The organism is Gordonia sihwensis, from assembly GCF_029632925.1.
GTDB classification, from domain to species: Bacteria; Actinomycetota; Actinomycetes; order Mycobacteriales; family Mycobacteriaceae; genus Gordonia; species Gordonia sihwensis.
Genome location: NZ_CP121248.1, coordinates 719,767 through 738,097, shown reverse-complemented (window position 1 = coordinate 738,097; position 18,331 = coordinate 719,767). Strand labels below are relative to the sequence as shown.

The 18,331-nt window shown below is 69.5% G+C and carries 14 protein-coding genes and 1 tRNA gene; 9 read left to right on the top strand and 6 right to left on the bottom strand.

Translation table 11 applies throughout. The features are described 5' to 3' along the window. Positions 1–107: 107 nt before the first annotated feature. Genes P5P27_RS03685 through P5P27_RS03670 form a run of 4 tightly spaced genes read left to right on the top strand, consistent with a single transcriptional unit; the run spans position 108 to position 4,125 of the window. A complete protein-coding gene (locus P5P27_RS03685; RefSeq protein ID WP_278126430.1) occupies positions 108–1,151 on the top strand; it encodes an ATP-binding cassette domain-containing protein in 1,044 nt (347 codons plus the stop codon). Beyond that, positions 1,148–1,996 (top strand): ABC transporter permease, encoded by an 849-nt coding sequence (locus P5P27_RS03680; RefSeq protein ID WP_045539502.1) that lies wholly within the window; start codon positions 1,148–1,150, stop codon positions 1,994–1,996. The genes P5P27_RS03685 and P5P27_RS03680 overlap by 4 nt, the downstream gene beginning before the upstream one ends. Continuing rightward, on the top strand, positions 1,993–2,868 hold the full coding sequence (locus P5P27_RS03675; protein WP_006897716.1) for an ABC transporter permease: 876 nt from the start codon (positions 1,993–1,995) through the stop codon (positions 2,866–2,868). The genes P5P27_RS03680 and P5P27_RS03675 overlap by 4 nt, the downstream gene beginning before the upstream one ends. A 48-nt stretch (positions 2,869–2,916) precedes the next feature. Continuing rightward, positions 2,917–4,125, top strand: coding sequence for a 3-dehydroquinate synthase II family protein (locus P5P27_RS03670; RefSeq protein ID WP_006897715.1), 1,209 nt, complete (start codon positions 2,917–2,919; stop codon positions 4,123–4,125). 62 nt (positions 4,126–4,187) lie between these two features. Here P5P27_RS03670 and P5P27_RS03665 read toward each other — a convergent pair whose 3' ends face one another. Continuing rightward, positions 4,188–5,315: an LLM class flavin-dependent oxidoreductase gene (locus P5P27_RS03665; protein WP_278126428.1), complete on the bottom strand. Its 1,128-nt coding sequence runs from the start codon at positions 5,313–5,315 to the stop codon at positions 4,188–4,190. Positions 5,316–5,482: 167 nt separating this feature from the next. Here P5P27_RS03665 and P5P27_RS03660 point away from each other — a divergent pair, with 167 nt between their 5' ends. After that, entirely contained in the window at positions 5,483–6,688 is a 1,206-nt protein-coding gene (locus P5P27_RS03660; RefSeq protein ID WP_006897713.1) for a 4-hydroxybenzoate 3-monooxygenase, read from the top strand. Here P5P27_RS03660 and P5P27_RS03655 read toward each other — a convergent pair. Continuing rightward, positions 6,679–7,452, bottom strand: a complete 774-nt coding sequence (locus P5P27_RS03655) for an arylamine N-acetyltransferase family protein (protein ID WP_278126427.1) — start codon at positions 7,450–7,452, stop codon at positions 6,679–6,681. The two genes, P5P27_RS03660 and P5P27_RS03655, sit on opposite strands and share 10 nt — an antisense overlap. Positions 7,453–7,498: 46 nt before the next feature. On the opposite strand from P5P27_RS03655, the gene P5P27_RS03650 reads away from it, so the two are divergent. Then, positions 7,499–8,335: a 2-amino-3,7-dideoxy-D-threo-hept-6-ulosonate synthase gene (locus P5P27_RS03650; protein ID WP_006897711.1), complete on the top strand. Its 837-nt coding sequence runs from the start codon at positions 7,499–7,501 to the stop codon at positions 8,333–8,335. Positions 8,336–8,370: 35 nt separating this feature from the next. On the opposite strand, the gene P5P27_RS03645 is transcribed toward P5P27_RS03650, so the two are convergent. From P5P27_RS03645 to P5P27_RS03635, 3 genes are read right to left on the bottom strand one after another with little or no spacing between them, the layout of a single operon-like run. Next, positions 8,371–10,332, bottom strand: coding sequence for a glycosyltransferase family 2 protein (locus P5P27_RS03645; RefSeq protein ID WP_278126424.1), 1,962 nt, complete (start codon positions 10,330–10,332; stop codon positions 8,371–8,373). After that, complete coding sequence (locus P5P27_RS03640) at positions 10,307–12,988, bottom strand: AMP-binding protein (RefSeq protein WP_278126422.1); 2,682 nt, start codon at positions 12,986–12,988, stop codon at positions 10,307–10,309. The genes P5P27_RS03645 and P5P27_RS03640 overlap by 26 nt, the downstream gene beginning before the upstream one ends. Continuing rightward, the gene (locus tag P5P27_RS03635; protein WP_278126421.1) at positions 12,985–14,013 is read right to left on the bottom strand and encodes an alpha/beta hydrolase; all 1,029 of its coding nucleotides are present in this window, start codon (positions 14,011–14,013) and stop codon (positions 12,985–12,987) included. Before P5P27_RS03635 ends, P5P27_RS03640 begins: the two co-directional genes overlap by 4 nt. Before the next feature lie 193 nt (positions 14,014–14,206). Between P5P27_RS03635 and P5P27_RS03630 the strand changes: the two genes are divergently transcribed. Further along, positions 14,207–14,277 (top strand) — tRNA-Gln (locus tag P5P27_RS03630). Positions 14,278–14,550: 273 nt separating this feature from the next. Here the strand turns inward: P5P27_RS03630 and P5P27_RS03625 are convergent. Then, positions 14,551–15,210: a TetR/AcrR family transcriptional regulator gene (locus P5P27_RS03625; protein ID WP_278126419.1), complete on the bottom strand. Its 660-nt coding sequence runs from the start codon at positions 15,208–15,210 to the stop codon at positions 14,551–14,553. Between the two features lie 152 nt (positions 15,211–15,362). On the opposite strand from P5P27_RS03625, the gene P5P27_RS03620 reads away from it, so the two are divergent. Both P5P27_RS03620 and glmU read left to right on the top strand, forming a co-directional pair. Further along, positions 15,363–16,586, top strand: coding sequence for an oxygenase MpaB family protein (locus P5P27_RS03620; protein ID WP_278126417.1), 1,224 nt, complete (start codon positions 15,363–15,365; stop codon positions 16,584–16,586). A gap of 181 nt (positions 16,587–16,767) precedes the next feature. Further along, complete coding sequence (glmU, locus tag P5P27_RS03615; protein ID WP_278126416.1) at positions 16,768–18,306, top strand: bifunctional UDP-N-acetylglucosamine diphosphorylase/glucosamine-1-phosphate N-acetyltransferase GlmU; 1,539 nt, start codon at positions 16,768–16,770, stop codon at positions 18,304–18,306. Positions 18,307–18,331 lie beyond the last annotated feature (25 nt).

Sequence of the window (18,331 nt, the reverse complement as noted above, 5' to 3'; positions counted from 1 at the left end):
CGTCCATATTTAGCGCAGGCTAACCTGCTTAGTGGAGGCTAACCTTAACACCGGTCGAGGACGATGACGCGCCCGGTACGTTCCATCGATGTCAGGCAGGTGATCAGATGCTCGGACCTCACGAACCGGCGGTCGAAGCGGCGATTCGCGTCGACGGTTTGACGAAGTCGTTCGGCGACGTCCGGGCCCTCGACGGGGTCACGTTCAACGCTCCGCGCGGATCGGTCCTCGGCGTCCTCGGCCCCAACGGCGCAGGCAAGACGACGGTCGTCGACATCCTGTGCACCCTGACCGAACCCGATGCGGGCTCCGCCGCCGTCGCCGGACGCGATGTGGTCGCCGATCCCGCCGGCGTCCGCGAGGCCATCTCGATGACCGGCCAGTACGCCGCCCTCGACGAGACGCTCGGTGGCCGCGACAACCTCGTCTTCTTCGGTCGGATGCTCGGCCTCCGGCGGGCGGCCGCACGTGAACGCGCCGATTTCCTGCTCGAGCGATTCGACCTCACCTACGCGGCCAAGCGACCCGTGTTCGCGTACTCGGGCGGCATGCGTCGGCGCCTCGACATCGCCTGCGGCCTCATCGTGGAACCGTCGGTCGTCTTCCTCGACGAACCGACGACCGGTCTGGATCCGCGCAGCCGACAGGCGGTGTGGTCGTTGGTGGAGGCGCTCAAGCAGGACGGCGTCACCACCCTGTTGACCACCCAGTACCTCGAGGAGGCGGATCGGCTCAGCGACGCCATCGTCGTCCTCGACCGCGGTCGGGTGGTCGCCGAGGGCACGGACGCCGAACTCAAGGAACGCGTCGGCGGCACGTTCTGCGAGGCGATCCCCGCCGACCCCGACGATGCACCCCGCCTGCGCTCGCTGCTCCGGGACCGGCTGAGCGCCGATCATCACGTCGCGTCCGGCGCCGACAGTGCCGACAGTGCCGAGGGGGCCGACAGTGCCGAGGGGGCCGACAGTGCCGAGGGGGCCGTCACGCTCAACGCGCCGAACGGGGTCGACACCATGGCGGAGGTGATCGCGGCCGCCGCCGGCGCCGGCGTCGCCCTGCGTGACATCGGACTGCGCAGCCCCTCGCTGGACGACGTATTCCTGCGCCTCACCGGCGGCCCGCCGGCCGCCGCACCGGAACCGATCCGATGACCCGATCCGGGACTCGATCCGGGACTCGATCGCCTTCGCTCCGCTGGCCCGACCGACGCGACCCGACGGTGATCGCGCACGACCACCGGTTCGTCCGGCAGTGGCTGACGATGACCGTCCGCGGCGTCCGTTCGGCCTACGGCGAGGGAGAGTTCGCCGTCGCAATCGCGATGCCGATCGTCTTCGCACTCGGCTTCTACCTGCCGCTCCGGGTGGTGATGAGTGAACAGGGCGTCGACTACGCACAGTTCCTGATGCCGATCATCGTGCTGCAGGCGGTCGCGTTCACCGCCATCGCCGCGGCCCAGCGCTCGGCATTGGACAAGCTCCGCGGAATGAACCGCAGACTGTCGTCGATGCCGGTCGCAGCCCTGGTTCCGTTCACCGCCCGCATGACCACCTCGCTGGTCCGCTCGGCGGTGTCGATCGCGACGGCGCTGCTGTTCGGCGCTCTGCTGGGCTTCGGCTTCTCCGGCGGTGCGGCGGGCGCTGTCGGCTTCGTACTGTTCGCGCTCGCCGTGGGCGGAGTTCTCGCCATGGCTGCGGACTCGCTCGGCATCCTGGCACGCGGCCCCGAGGCGACCTCTCAGCTTCTTATTCTTCCGCAGTTGGTCCTCGGTCTGCTCTCCACCGGCTTCGTACCCGAGTCGAGTTTTCCGGAGTGGGCGCGACCCTTCGCACGCAACCAGCCGATCTCCCATTTCGCGGCGACGATGCGCGATCTGGCCGACGGCTCGCTCACCGCCGAGACCGCAGCTCCGGCGCTGATCTGGCTGGCGGCGCTGGCCGTCGTCTTCTCCGCGCTCGCCTACCTCGCCCAGCAGAGACGGCGGTCGTATCCGTGACCGACCGAAGCCCGATCCCCGACGCCAGCGATATCACCGACGCCACCGATATCACCGACATAGTCCACTTCCCTCCGAGAGCGGCATGGGCACCCGAGCGCAGCGGATACGCGCTGTGGCGGGGTTCGGCGATCCAGGCTGAGCGGATTCTCCGCAAAGCAGCCGCCGATCCCGCGACCCTGCTTCAGTCGCTGCTCTTTCCGGCCTTGATGGTTCTGCTGTTCTGGGTGGTGCTGGACCGCCCAGTCAGCGCGCACTCCGGCGAATCGAACGCCTTCGGCATGGTCCCGATGTTCGCGCTGATCGGCGCGATGTCCGGGGCGTCGATCAGCGGGCTCGGTCTGCGCCGGGAGCGCACCTCCGGCCTGCTCGCGCGCACCTGGGTGCTTCCGGTGCACCGGGCGTCGGCCATGATCGGCCGGCTGCTGTCGGAGGCGGTGCGGATTCTCATCACCGTGGCCGCCGTCCTGGCTGTGGGCGCCGTCATCGGTTTCCGGATCCACACCGGCCTCCCCGGCGCACTGGGGATCCTGGCCGTCGCACTCGGATTCGGCCTGTCGTTCTCGGTGATGGTCACCGCCCTCGCACTGCTCCGGCCGGAGTCCCGCCTGGTGGAGTGGATCGCCGTCGGAACCAATCTGGCGATGTTCTTCAACACCGGCTTCGTGCCCGCCGACGCCTACCCGGCGTGGCTGCGGCCGGTGGTTGAGTATCAGCCGCTGAGCTGCGCGGTCGAGGCCATCCGCGGGATCTCGACCGGCGGCCAGGTGCTCGGCCCCGCGCTGACGACGGCGGCGTGGTCGGTGGGCCTGCTCGCCGCGTTCAGCGGGCCCGCAGTGGCCGGTTACCGTCGCGCGTCGACCACGCGTTAATCTCTTCAAAATAGGTTAGCCTAGCCATATTTGCGCAAGGAGAGTTCGATGCCCAAGAAGACCGGAACCACCGACGCACCCGTCGAGGTGCCGCCCGTCCACGTCACCGACCGGGTGACGCCGCTGCGCGCGGTCGGCGACGCGACCCGGACCGGCGAGCACTTCGCCTGGGTGGACGTGCGCGCACTGTCGGGGCAGCAGCGCGACGCCGTGGTGGCCGCGGCGCTCAACTACAACATCGACGGAATCCTCACCGACGACGCCGCGTTCCTCGCCACCCTGCCGCCGACCGTCCGCAAGATCCTCATCGCGGGCGATACCGTGCCCCCCGAGGGCACCGAAGGCGCCCGAACCGAGGGCATCGACCTGACCCTCGTCGAGCGCGCGACGCCCGAGACGCTGCCGAGCCACGCCGACGGCGTACACGTCGTCGTCCGCGATTCCGACACGCTCAGCGAGGCCTGCGAATGGGTCCGGCGCATCGGATGGACGCTGCTGACCTTCACCGACCCCACCAAGATCCCCCTCGAGATCGTGATCGCCGCGGCGGAGAACTCCGGCGGTCGCACCGTGACCGTGGTCGACGACATCACCGACGCGGAGATCGTGAAGTTGGTGCTCGAACACGGCTCCGACGGACTGCTGCTGGCTCCCCGCCACGCGGACGACGTCGTGGCCCTGGCCGCGGTCCTCGAACCGTCCGCGGCGCGCGTCGAACTGGCCGAGCTGACGATCACCGGTGTCGAGCACATCGGGATGGGCGAGCGTGCCTGCATCGACACCTGCTCGCTCCTGGAACTCGACGAGGGATGCCTGATCGGCTCGTTCGCCAGCGGAATGTTCCTGTCGTGCAGCGAGACCCATCCGCTGCCGTACATGCCGACCCGGCCCTTCCGATGGAATGCGGGCGCGGTGCACTCGTACGTGCTGGCGCCCGAGAACCGGACCCGCTACGTGAGCGAACTGCGCGCCGGACAGCCGATTCTCGCGGTCCGCAGCGACGGCTCCGCCCGCGAGGTGCTGATCGGGCGCGTCAAGATCGAACGGCGACCGCTGATCTCGATCAACGCGCGGTCGGCCGACGGCCGGACCATCAACGTGATCGCGCAGGACGACTGGCACGTCCGGCTGCTGGGTCCGGGCGGTTCGGTGAACAACGTCACCGAACTCAAGCCCGGCGACGTGCTGCTCGGTTATGTGCCACCGGAGGCGCGGCACGTCGGACTGCCGATCACGGAGTTCTGCGAGGAGCGCTGAGGTACGGGGGCGGTCGGGGGCACGGGGGCGGTCGAGCCGAAACCGGCCCGACCGCGTCGACCTCAGCCCAGCAGGGGAAGCACCTGTTCGGCGAAGCGTTCGGCCTCCTCCGCGAGCGGCCATCCGGACAGGATCCAGGTGTCCGCGCCGAGCTCGGCCGACAGCTTGCGCAGCGTGGCCGCCACCGTCTCCGGACTGCCGACCAGATAGTTTCCCGAGCCCTTCCCGGCGATGTCGAAGGGAGGCTCCCCCGACGTCCACGTCGTCAGCCCTGCGGCCAGACCCGGCAGGAACTCCAGTTCGTCGCGGCCGGGGATCCGGCCGGCCCGCAGCGCGTCGATCCGCGCCTGCACCTGAGCGTCGTCCGAGGCGATCTCGTCGAGTCCGGGCAAGCCGAACGAGCGGAGATTCCGATCGGCCAGCCGCGCCATCTCCGCGGCGTCGGTCTGCGCCAACTGCCACTCGAAACGTTCCCAGGCCGCCTCGTCGGTGTCGCGGACCACCACGCTGGCCAGCACGCCGCAGGGCAGCTCGCGGCCGCGCTCGCGCGCCGCGGCACGAGCCGCGTCGAAGGTCCGGACCAGCGCGTCGGGGTGCGCCAGAAAGCTCAAGTACACATCGAGCACCTGCGCCGCGTGCTCGAGCCCGGCCGCCGACGCGCCGGTGCCCCAGATGGGCAGCCGTTCCTGCCTCGGCCCTGGAATCGACGGTTTGTACTGCGGACCGGCGCGGAAGTACTGGCCGTCGACCGCCGAGGGATCGTCGGAGTACATGCGCCGCACGGTCTCCCAGTACTCGGCCGACACCCGGTACCGCTCGTCCTTGCCTTCGAAACGCCCGTATCGAGCAAGGACCGGATCGGCGCCGTTGACCTGGTTCACGATCATCCGGCCACCCGAGTAGTGGTCGAAGACCTGGGCCTGCTCGGCCATGAGCGCAGGCGGCTTGGCGCCCGGATACTCCGGAACGAGGAATCGCAGCCGCTCGGTGGCCGACACGAGGGCGATGGGTTCACGAGCCGTGCAGAGCACCCCGTAGTAGCCGAGCCGGTCGAGGGTCGCCGCCACCGAACGCAGATGCTCCAGCGAGGGCTCCGAGCGATACTCCGGCTGCCACGGCACCTCGCCGTCCATCCCGTTCAGGTACCAGAGGATGCGAGGCGTTCCGGGGCCGTGAGGGCTGCCGGGCATGGGCGGACTCCTGTCGTTTCGTCGGGCACGGGTGCAACCGGTCGGTGCGGTCATGTGCGGCCGGCGGCGTCATTCCGACCCCGCATGAACAACCCGACCCCGCATGAACACCGACACGGCCGTCTGAAAAGATAGGTTAGCCTAGCCAACTTAACGAAGGATCCACGGTGTCCACTCCTCCCCCGCAGCGCATCCGCACCCGAGTCGCCGTCATCGGCGCCGGCCCCGCCGGATTGAGCCTGGCGCACATGCTGGCGCTCCAGGGTGTCGACGCCGTGGTGCTGGAGCGGAGTTCCGAGGAACACGTCCGTTCGCGCGTCCGCGCCGGCGTGCTGGAGCAGTCCACCGTCGACGTCTTCGACCAGCTCGGCGTCAGCGCCGACCTCCACCGGGAGGCATTGCGACACAAGGGCTTCTACCTGCGATTCGACCGCACCACACACCACCTGGACTTCCACGCCGACACCGGCCGCAACGCCTTCGTCTACGGACAGGCGAGGGTGGTCGGCGATCTGATCGATGCCCTCCCCGGCCGCGCCGCGCCGGTGATCTTCGACGCCGAGGCCGTCGCCGTCGAAGGCATCGGCACCGACCGGCCCGAGGTCCATTTCCGGACTCCGCACTCGACGGGCGTGGTCGAAGCCGACTTCGTCGCCGGCTGCGACGGCTTCCACGGGGTGGCGCGAGCCACCGCGGAACCGCACGTTCGGACGGTGCAGCGCGTGTACCCGTTCGCCTGGCTCGGCATTCTCGCGCACAGCACGCCGGTCACCGAGGAGGGCATGTACAGCGCGCACCCCGACGGCCTGTCGTTGCACAGCATGCGCGGCCCGCAGTTGTCGAGGCAGTACCTGCAGGTCCCGCACGACACCGACCTCGCCCACTGGTCGGACGAACGGATCTGGAAGGAGCTCCGCCACCGGAGCGCCGCAGACGACGCCGACGAGCTCGAGACCGGGGAGATCATCGAGCGCAGCCTCACCCGCCTGCGCAGCGCGGTCACCGAACCGATGCGGGTCGGTTCCTTGTTCCTCCTGGGCGACGCCGCCCACATCCTGCCGCCGACCGGAGCGAAGGGCCTCAACCTCGCGGTGTCGGATGCGTGCGTCCTCTCCAACGCGCTGGGCGGCTACTACGCGGACCGGCGCACTGACCTGCTCGACGCGTATTCGGTCACCGCGCTGGAGCGGATCTGGCAGACTCAGGCGTTCTCCTGGCGGCTCACCAGCGCGCTGCACCGACACGACGACGAATTCGACTGGCCGCTGCGCCGCGCCCGGCTGCAGCGCTGGGTGGCGTCGGAGACCGCGCGCCGCGAACTCGGCGAGGTGTATCTCGGCCTTCCGTTCCCGACCGATTGGCGCTACCGGTGACGCCCGACCGCACTGCGCATCGGCGGCCGCGGGTCGTCGATACCGAAGACGTCCGACAGCCGCCTGGGCACGTCCGCCGCCGCGACCGCGTACTCCCGGCGAGAGTCGCCGTCGACCTCGATCATCCGGTAATCGATCCGGCCGGACTCGGGGTCGATGCGGCCGGTCATCGTGCGCCGGCCGGCGTCGACCGGCAGCGTGCAGATCACCGAGCCGGTGAACCTCGACTGCCCGGACGTGCTGTGCCAACGGGCCATCCCGGCGAACTCATCCAACTCTCGGACCGCAGGGTCGATCCGGTAGCGGGCCGCGCCGGCCGACACGTCGCGGCCGGCCGGGTCGGCGAGATCGATCGGCCGCAGGATCATGTCGCCGCCGAAGCCGACGTCCACCAGCATCGCGGGATCGCCCGGCACCACGACTGCCACGTGACCGTCGGTTGGACCGAATCCCGCTCCCGAATCCACTCGCGCACCGTGCAGAACGGCGGGCACGCCCAGCGCCCGCAGGGCGTACATCAGCAGTCCGTTGAGTTCGTAACAGATGCCGCCGCGACGGTCGTCCACGAGGCGCTGCGCGATCCGCGCCGGCTCGACACCGACCACGCGCCCGGAGTGGATCCCGAGGTTCTCGAACGGCACCCGCGCGTGCTGAGCCGTGGCCACCGCGCTCACCAGCGCTTCGATCCCGTTCGGCAGGTCGGCCTCGTCCAGGCCGATCCGGTCCAGATAGCGAGCGATTCCGCCCCTCGCGCACAGATCCATGCAACACAGGATAGGCTACCCTCATTCACTCTCGAGAGGAGCACCGATGAGGCACTCGGCACCACCGCGCACAGCGTCGCTGTCCGGTAAGACGCTGCGGCTGCGCCGGATCTTCTCCGCGCCGACCGGACGTGCGCTGATCGTCCCGATCGACCATTCGGTGACGGTCGGCCCACTGGGTCGCAAGAACCACGCCGACTGGACCGCCGCGATGCTCGCCGAGGCGGGCGCCGACGCACTCGTGGTCCACAAGGGCCGGGCGCGCCACATCGATCCGGCTCATTTCCGCGAACTGAGTCTGATCGTGCATCTGTCCGCGGGCACCTCGCTGTCGGTGGACACCACCTCGAAAGTCCTGGTCGGTTCGGTCGAGGAGGCGATGGCTCTCGGAGCGGACGCGGTGAGCATCCACGTCAACATCGGATCGCCCACGGAGGCGCAGCAACTCAACGATCTCGGCGTGGTCAGCGACGAGTGCGCCCGGCTCGGCATTCCGCTCCTGGCCATGATGTACAACCGGGGAATGGCCGAGACTCCGGGAACCCAGTCGGTCGCGACGCTGTCGCATCTGGCTGCCATCGCCACCGATCTCGGCGCCGACATCGTCAAGCTCGACTACGCGGGCGATCGCGCATCCATGGACGCGGTCGCGGACTCCTGCCCGCTGCCGATCGTTGTGGCCGGCGGCGCCTATCACGACGACGAGTCGGCGATCGAGTTCGGCACCCGGGTGGCCGAGTCGTCGGTGGCCGGCCTGAGTTTCGGCAGGCACGTCTTCGGTGCCCGGAATCCGGCCCGTGTGGCCGCCGCCCTCGCCCACGTGCTGCACACCGGCGACCCCGCCCGTCCTCTCGAAAACTTTGGCTCCCGCACCGGCCTGTGAGACCGTTGCGGGAGCCAAAATATTTCGACTGCGGGCTACACGTACCAGCAGCGGTGGCGGAGGCTGCCGCGGACGCGGCCGAGGAGGTTTCCTGCGTGGAATAGCCACCTGCCGGTCGACACACCCGTGATCGCGGTGGGCAGCAACGGATTCCGCAGCACCACGTACGCCACCTCATCGAGTGTCCCGTACCACTTCCGCCGCGGCAGCCCGTACGAGCGGTAATCGGAGTACAGACGGACATCGCCCTCGCCGCACATCACCGACTGCTTCCACAGGCCACTGAGCGTGTCGCGGAGCCGATAGGCGACCAGTGCCCGCGGCGCATGGCCCAGCACACCGCCCGCCAACTGGACCCGAATGGTGAAATCCGAGTCCTCGGCCCCTCGGTCGTACGCGGTGTCGAATCCGCCCACCGCGGCGAAGACGTCCTTCCAGACACCGAGGTTGCACGTCGGCGACACCCGCAGGAAACCGGGGAACTCATACGGAGTCTCCGGCGGCAGCATGCCGCGCCAGCGTTGCACGTGCGGGGCGTTGAGGCTGTCGGTCTCCACCGCGCCGCCGACCGCCGAATGCGTCCGCGCGACCGCCGTCAGCTCGGTCAGCCACTGCGGATGCGCGCGGTCGTCGGCGTCGCAGAAGGCGATGAAGTCGCCGCGCGCGGACTCCACCCCGATGTTCCGGGCCACCGACGCACCGCGTCCGGCCGAGGCGTCCACCCGGCGCAACTGCAGGCGGTCGGCGAGCGGGTGGTCCGCGAGATGGTCGGCGAGACCGTCGGTGGACCCGTTGTCGGCGACGATCACCTCGAAGTCGCCGGCGTAGTCCTGCCCGGCGAGCGCCGCCAACTGTTCGTCGATCACCGCTGCCGCGTTGCGCACCGGGATCACCACCGAGACCAGCCGGGGCAGGCCGCGGTCGGGTTCGGCGGGGCGCTCCCCGATCGCCCGCGCGCGGTCGGCGGGCCGCATCGATCGCAGCAGTGTCCGCTTCGGAATCTTTCCCGTCTCCCCGCGCAACGCGGCGCGGGTCCCGGCCGCGGTCAGGTACGCGCGCGCCGGCCGATGGCTGCCGATCAACATCGCGCGGCCTCGGACGAATGTGTCCTTGGCGATCGACACCGCGCACCACAGCGGCTCGCGCCGGCCGTAGCGGCGATACAGGGCGAGCCGGTTCCGCGCGATGTAGTAGTGGCGGAACGGCGCGTCCTGCGAGAACTCGATCGCCTCGCCGTCTGTGCCGCCGCGCGCGCCTTCCCGCATCAACGGGCGCATGAGCGGGCGCAGCGGACGCGGCGGCGTCCACCGGGCTCGGTGGCCCAGGCTGTGTTCGATCCGACCGCCGGGAACGATGAGCGCCGGTGCCCCGCGCTCCCGTGCGCGCAGATAGAACTCGGTCTCGACGCAGTCGATGAACAGGTCCTCATCGAACAGGCCGATCGCGGCGAAGAGTTCCGCGGTCACGACCAGGCCGGACTGCAGCGGTTCGAAGGCGAGCGTCAAGCCTCGCTCGGCGAACCAGAAGGGCGCGACGTCGTCGTTGATGAGTGCGGGCGAGACCATCACCTCGGTGAGTCCGAGCGAGGCCGCCAGATGCAGATGGGCGCGGGCACGGCTGAGGTAGTCGCCGTCGATCAGCGTGTCCTGGTCGAGGGTCAGGACGGCGTCGGCCCCGGCGTCCAGTGCCCGCCGCACACCGATGTTCAGCGCGCTGGCGATGCCGGCGTTGCGCGGAGCGCACACCACATGCGCGCCTGCCTCGGCGCACCGGTCCAGGATCGTCCGCACAGCGGATTCCTCAAGGTCGCCACGGTCGGCACGGTCGGTCAGGGACGGGGAGCCGTCGTCGATCACGACCACGGATTCGGCCTGCTCAACCGCCCGCCGGACGACGTCCACCAGTCGGTCGGTCGGCTCGAAGGACGTGACGACCGCGGCCACGGTCAGATCAGTCTTGGGGACCGGTGAATCACTCGTCATCTGAATACTCGTCATCACCGGTTCCTTCCTCCGCTCCCGTGTTCGCGGCGAGCGCGGCATGCACGGCCGCAGCCGTGCCGGCCGCGAAGGGCGCACGCATCATCGAATGGTGATCTCCCGGCACACGCACCTCGGTGACGCCCCCGGTCGCCAGAAGTGACCAGGTCGCGGGGTCGTCGGGGTTCGATTCCGCGGCGATCATCGTGACCGACCCGGGGTACGGCGTGGGCCGGTGCTGTCGGATCAACGCTCGTCCCAGATCCCAGAAGACCGTCCACTGCAATGTCGCCGGCAGCCGCCACAGTCCGGCGGTGGCGACCAGGAATCTCATCGCGGCGCGATTCCAGGCACGGTTCCAAGCGGAGAGCCTCCGGGCCCCGGTACCGCGCGCCGGCGGCACAGCAGACGCAGTGACAGTCGCAGCGCCAGTGACAGTGCCGGTGGTCCGCCGATCCGGCAGCGGCAGCGTGTCGCCGGTGTCCGCAGTACCTGCGACCGCATCACCGTCCCGGCCGGCGGCGAGACGAGCGCGCAGTTCCGGCTCGAACAGCGTGTCGATGAGAACGACGTTCGCGCGCTCACCCCGTCCGTGGAGGATCGCGGCCGCCTCGAGCATGACGAAGCCGCCGTACGAGTAGCCCGCGAACCGGTACGGTCCGGCGGGCTGCACGGCACGGATCTCCCGGATGGCGCGGCGGGCCGCGGCGCGGATCGAACGGTCGGCGCGGCCGCGTTGTTCGAGACCGTGTGCCTGCAGCCCGTAGACGGGACCGTCGCCGGGCAGTTCGCGAACCACCGGAAGCAACGCGGCCGCCGGGCTGCCCGCACCCGCCGCGAAGAACAGCGGCACCCCGGTGCCGTCGCGCAACCGGCTCAGCGTGCCGCGCGCCGCGGTCTGCGCGCGGTCGCGGTGCGCGTCGTCGAGCAGCACCGCCAGGCCCGCGACCGTCGGTGTCTCGGCGAACTCGGCCGTCGAGAGGTCGACGAGCCAGCGGTCGCGAAGATCGGCGAGCATGCGTGCGGCGGCGAGCGAATCACCGCCGAGCGCGGTGAAGTCCTCCGACCGGCCCACTTCGTCGAGCCCGAGCACTGTGCACCACAGCGCGGCCAGTGCGGCTTCGGTGGGACCGCGGACGGGCTCGATCACTCGTTCGGGAGGCGGCGGCAGAGCGGCGCGGTCCACCTTGCCTCGTTCGGTGCGCGGGAACTCGGTGAGCACCACGATGTGCCGCGGCGCCATCCACTCCGGCAGCGAGTCTCGCAGCGCCGCACGTACTTCCGACGGCGCGGGCGCCCACGTCGCCGGATCCACGGCGAGGTAGCCGGTGAGTTCGCCGGCGTCGCGATCGGCGACCACCGCGGCGTCCACCGCCCACGGCAGTTGCCGCAGCGCGAACTCCACTTCGGCGGGCTCGACTCGGTAGCCGCGCACTTTGATCGCGTCATCGAGCCGGCCGAGAAGGAGGAGGTCGCCGGTCTCGTCGAATCGGCCCAGGTCGCCGGTGTAGAAGCGGGTGCGACCGTCGTCGAGGCGGACGAAGCGATCGGCGGTCAGCGCCCGATCGCGGTGGTAGCCGGCAGCCAGATACCGGGACTCGACGACGATCTCGCCGGTCTGACCCACCGGCACATCGTCGCCGTCGTCGCCGACGATCCGGATGCGCTTGCCCGCTGCCGGCGTGCCTGCGGCCAGCGGCCCGGGCACCACCGCCCGATCGCGCGGGAACAGGTTGAAGGCGAGGTCGCCGGTCTCCGACGACCCCGACCAACAGCAGAAGGTGCCTCTCGACAGGACGGTGCGGCGTGCGAGTTCGACGTCGCTGTGGTGCGACGGCTCGCCGCACACCGACAACAGCCGGAGGTCGTTGAGCCCGCCCGTCCTGCCGGCGCCATCAGCGCCGGGGCTTCCGGCGAGCCAGGCGCGCAACAGCGACGGAGTGGCGTGCGCGGTGGTGGCCGCTTCGCGATCGAGCCAGTCGCGCAGATCGGCGGCGCTGCGCCTCCGCACGTCCCAGAGCAGCATCGTCGCACCGTTGATCAGTGTCATCACCAGGCAGTCGAATCCGGCCCCGAAGCTCAACGGCAGAAGCACTGCGGCTCGGTCGTCGGGGCGAAGACCCATGAACTCCCGTCCGTCGCGCGCCTGGTTGGTCCAGCCCCGCTGCGTGTGGGCGACGCCCTTCGGCCGCCCCGTCGATCCCGACGTGAAGATGAGCACCGCGATGTCGCCCGGTGCGGGCTCGGGAACCGGTTCGGGCGCGGCCGGGAGCGCTCGGATCTCGGCCGGGCTGAGTTCCCGCGCGCCGGAGAGTTCCAGAATGTGGCCTCGTCGGTCGTCCGGCAGAAAGGGATCGAGCAGCACCAGTGGCCGGCCCGAGCACAACACCGCCAGGATGGCGGCGACCGAATCGATGTCGGACTCCGTCTCGACCGCGACCGGGCGATCGCGGTCGGGTACCGCGGCGGCGATGGCGCGGCCGCGGTCCTGCGCCCGAGCCGCCAGTTCGGCATAGGTGATCGAGCCGTCCGGGGTGCGGACCGCCACCGCCTCCGCGCGGGCCGCGGCCACGGCCAGCCACTGCGCGACCACCGTCTCGCCGGCCGCATCCCGCACCGCCTGCAGGTGCGACTCCGCACGCCTCGGCTGGATCGCGGTCTCTGCCGAGGTCATCGGTCCAGCCCGGCGGCGATCGTCGGCCAGGACCGGTGCAGCTCGTCCTGCCAGTAGTTCCAGGAGTGGGTTCCAGTGGGGCGCAGATGCACGGTCGCCGGGATGTTCAGCGACCGCAAGCGCTGCGCCATCGCGGCCGTGCATGCCGACGTGGCGGCCTCGAGGGCACCGCCCACCAGGATCTGATCGGCGATCGGCGGCGCCCCGGGTGCTTGATGTTCGGGAGTGTCGTAGCGTCCCGGCAGCCCGCTGCCGCTCGACAGATACAGCGTGAGCCCGCGCAGGCCGGCCGCGTTGACGTACGGGTCGTTGCGAGTCCACCCGGGCGAACCGGCCGGTCCCCACATGTTGGTCGCGTCGGCGCCCGCCGCGGTGTACACGATGCCGCGCACGGCGGCTTCGCCTTCCGGTGTGCTCGTGCGTGCGCAGCCGCTGTACGACGCGACCGACCGATACAGCCCCGGTCGCGCGATCGCGAGGTTGAAGACCGATGTGGCCGACATCGACAGTCCGGCCACGGCGCGACGGCCGTCCGAGGCCAGGGCGTCGTCGACGACGGGCGGCAGCTCGCGAGTCAGGAACGTCTCCCATTGCGGCCGGCCGATCTTCGGGTCTCGTGACACCCAGTCCGTGTAGTAGCTGCCGATCCCCTTCTCGGGGATCACGACGTTGACGTGCTTGCGGGAGAAGAACTCGAGCGCATCGGTCTGCGCCAGCCAACTGGCCCCGTCCTCGCCTCCGCCGGCACCGTTGAGCAGATACAGCGTCGGCGCATGCTCCTCATTCACCGGCGGTCGGAGCACCAGCAGCGGGATGTCGCGATTCATCGACTCCGAGTGGACGGTCATCCGCCACAGCGTCTTGTCCAGATGTTCCAACGCAACGAGCGATCCCGTCGTCTGCACTGGCGCCGCCACAGCTGTCGGCGCTACCGCGAAAACCGCTGTCACCAGCCCCGTCACGGCCGCGGTCGCCATCGCGGCGACTCGGATTCGGCCGGATCGGCCCCGCTTGATCTTCCTCATAGCTAGGTAAGACTAACCTAATAGTCTGGGTGATCTCGCGCGACGTCCAGGGAGAGAACAGACGTCCGGAGAGAACAGAGGCGTACGAGAAGGCGAATCGCAGGCCGCCTTGGTACCAGGCCCGTCACGACTCCCGGTGTCATGGTGCCCGGTGGGCCCTGCGAGTGCTGTGGCAGAATCGTCTCCGCGGCAATCCGCCATGGTGTAATGGCAACACTCCTGATTTTGGTTCAGGCATTCCAGGTTCGAGTCCTGGTGGCGGAGCAACGGCGTGCGCAGTGACCATGCCGGCAGCCGCGTCCCCCTCGCAGCCCGGGCCCGCTGGCGTATTCGCGGCCGGCGGCTGGTCCGCCCCCTTCGTCGAGTGCCACGGCGATCTCCTGCTCCCCAGGTGCCGGAGAACCACCCCTCGTCGCACTCCGGCACCCGGGCACACCCAGCGATACACCCAATCGGATGGTACATCCGACAGGACTGCGTACCACTGGATTCGTCGATCCGCGACATCGACCCTCCCCCGGCGCGCGCCGGGCGACGCTACTTGAGACCCAGCACCGGAAGAAGGAACTCGCGCGCGAAATCCGAGAGCTCGCCGATGTCGTCGTAGTCCATGAGGTCACTGGGGATGGTGAGGAACGACCCCGCGATCCGGACCACCAGGTCGGCAGCCGGTATGGTCCGCACCCGCTTGGGGATGTTCCCTGCGGTCTGTTCGCGAAGGATCTGGTGCGCGACGAAGTCGCGCACCACGGTGAGAGTACGACCGTCGCCGCCGCCGACGAAGCCCGGAACCATCGCCGGCTCGGTCTCGAGCAGCTTTCGGATCAGCGGATTGCCGCCGATGGTCCGCAACGACGTCACGAAGGCCTGGACCACACGGTCGGCCGGGGTCGGCGCCTGCGCCATGACGTCGAGAAACTCGGTGAAGTAGTTCTGGAACTCGCGGACCATGACCGCGTCGACGAGCGCGTCCTTGGTGGCGAACTTGCGGTAGATCGTGATCCGAGCCGTCCCGGCACGTCGGGCCACCTCTTCCATCGAGGTGCGCCCGATCCCCGATTCGCAGAACTGCTCATACGCTGCGTCGAGCAATTTGGCCCGCGTCCGGTCGGTCTCGACGGCATCGGTCTGCACCGCCTGCTGCATCGCACGCTCGAAAAGCGTGGCCTCGACCCGGCCGGCCGCAGGGATCACCACTCGCCTTCAACTCCTCTGAGCACCTACCCGACTCCTTCACGCTACGGCATCGGCTGACCACCCCATGTTGCGAATCCCGAGACGGACGGCCGCCGTCGGCACTATGTTACAAACACTGCCTATCTGTTTCATTTGGCCGACGGGAGACCACGATGCACGACATGAACCGCCGTACTGTCCTCAAAGCCGGTGCCACACTCGGCGCGGCCGGGGCGCTGGCCACCGCGGCGCAGGCGACACCGTGGACCTGGTCGCCCGCCAGATCCGTACCGGGAAGCGGAGCGGGCGTCGATCCTCATCACGTCTGGGATCCGGACTGCGACCGCCTCGTCGCATCGCTCGCCGAACGCGGCGAGATCCCACGAGTGAACAAGCTGCTCAAGGGCTGGATCCACAACGGCCAGCCGCTCCCGCCGGGTCTACCCGACGATCTGCGCGACTTCCTCGCCGAAGCGCGCAGACTCCCCGAGTGGACCGACCGCGGCAAGCTCGCGGCCGCCGCTCGGTTCAACGAGAAACGCGGCACCTACCTCGGCGTCGTCTACGGCTTCGTCAGCGGCATGCTCAGCACTGTCATCCCGCACGAGGCACGCGCCGTCTACTACTCCTGGGGCGGCGCGGCCATGAAGGACCGGATCTCGAAGACCGCGAAACTGGGCTATGACATCGGGACCGCGAACGCCTTCGCTCCCGACGGCGAGCACATCGTCACCTGCATCAAGACGCGCCTCGCACACTCGGGAGTGCGGCACATTCTGCCCAAGTCTCCGTATTGGCAACACTCCGCGGATGAGCGATTGCCGATCAGCCAGGCCGACATGATGGTGACATGGCACAGCCTGCCCACGAGCGCGATGCGCCAGTTCACGAAGTGGGGTGTGCCGATCGACACCGCGGAGGCAGCGGGGTTCCTTCACACGTGGCAGCTGACCGCGCACTTCCTCGGCATCCGAGACGAGTACATCCCCGCCGACTGGTCCGCCGCAGAGGCACAGGCCAGGCAGGTGCTCGATCCCGTCGTCGGGCCGACACCCGAGGGAGTCAAGCTCGCCGACATGCTGCTCGACCTGGGGATGAACCTCGATCTGACGTTGCTGAGCCGCGGTGTCCTGGGTGCGATCACCCGTTTCATGCTCGGAGATCAGATCGCCGACTGGCTGCGCATCCCCCGCGAACCGGTGTGGTCACCGATGCTCGAAACGGCGTGGGGCCCGTACGTTCGTGTCCGCGAAGGGCTGCTCGATGTCGGCACGCCGCCGAAGGCGTACTGGTTGTTCGATGAGTTCCTCCGACAGTTCGTCCTGCTGTACATGTCCGAACTGCGTCTGCCGATCAGCATCCAGATCCCGGTGATGAACAATCCGCATTATCGGTAGCCGCCCGCCCTCGACGGACGAGGTGTCGCTGACGGCAGTGTTGTGAATGCCACTGCGCACCTCGCCGAATAACACCTGACCGCACCGGCTGCGTAGGATTTGCCCCGGCGTACCTCCGCGGGATGGAAAGCTCTGCAGGAGTGCGTCGACGCTCGCGACCTTGAGATGCGGAGGGACTCGGATGACCGGACGGCCGGCCCAGTCGAACGAAGAAGTCGCCGTCATTGTGCTGGCGGCGGGTGCCGGTACCCGGATGAAGTCGAAGACCCCGAAGATCCTTCACGAGATCGGCGGACGCAGCCTGCTCGGCCACGCACTGCACGGCGCCGCCGAACTCGCCCCCGATCACCTCGTCGCCGTCGTCAGTCACGAACGCGAGCGGGTCACCGCCGCCATCGGAGAGATCGCCGAGGAACTCGGCAGGCCGGTGACCGTCGCCGTTCAGGATGAGCCGCTGGGCACCGGCGACGCCGCCCGCGCCGGAATGACCGGACTCCCCGACGACTTCTCCGGAACCGTCTTGGTCACGGTCGCCGACGCCCCGCTGCTCGACGGCGCCACCCTGTCCGCGCTCGTCGCCGAACACTTGCGCGACGACGCGGGCGAACCGGCCGCCGTCACGCTGACCAGCTTCATCGCCGACGACCCCACCGGCTACGGACGAATCGTCCGGGCGGGCGGTCCCGGCCTGGACATCGCGTCGTCGGACGTCCTGGCGATCACCGAGCACAAGGACGCGACCGAGACCGAACGCGCGATCACCGAGGTGAACGCCGGGATCTACGCGTTCGCCGCCGACATGCTGCGGACCGGCCTGACCAGTCTGTCCACCGACAACGTGCAGGGCGAGTACTACATCACCGATCTCGTCGGCATCGCGCGCGAGGCCGGCCGGGCCGTGCACGCACTCACCGTCTCCGATCCGAGCGTGGTCGCCGGCTGCAACGACCGCGCGCAGTTGGCCGATCTCGGAGCCGAACTGAATCGCCGGATCGTCCGCAAGCACATGCTCGCCGGCGTCACCGTCGTCGACCCCGCTACCACCTGGATCGACGTCGACGTCACGCTGGGCCGGGACGTGCGCATCGAACCGGGCACCCAGCTCCGCGGCCGGACCTCCGTCGCCGACGACGCGGTGATCGGCCCCGACACGACGCTCACCGACGTGATCGTCGGCGAGGGAGCTGCGGTGATCCGCACCCACGGTTCCGACGCGCAGATCGGGCCCGGCGCCGCCGTCGGCCCGTTCGCGTATCTGCGACCCGGCACGGTCCTCGGCGCAGACGGAAAGATCGGTACGTTCGTCGAGACCAAGAACGCCCAGATCGGCGCGGGCACCAAGGTCCCGCACCTGACGTACGTCGGCGATGCGGAGATCGGCGAGAAGACCAACATCGGCGCGTCGAGCGTCTTCGTCAACTACGACGGCGTGGCCAAGCACAAGACGGTCATCGGCTCGCACTGCCGCACCGGCAGCGACAACATGTTCGTCGCCCCTCTCACGATCGGCGACGGTGTCTACACGGGCGCGGGCACCGTGCTGCGCGACGACGTGCCGCCGGGAGCCCTCGCGGTGTCGGCGGGCGCCCAGCGCAACATCGCCGATTGGGTGATCGCCAAGCGCCCCGGCACCCCTGCCGCCGACGCCGCCCGCGCCGCCCAGCAGAATCACACCCAGCAGAATCACACCCAGCACGATCACACCCAGCAGACCGAATAGCGTCACCCTGCGCCGACGGCGGCCA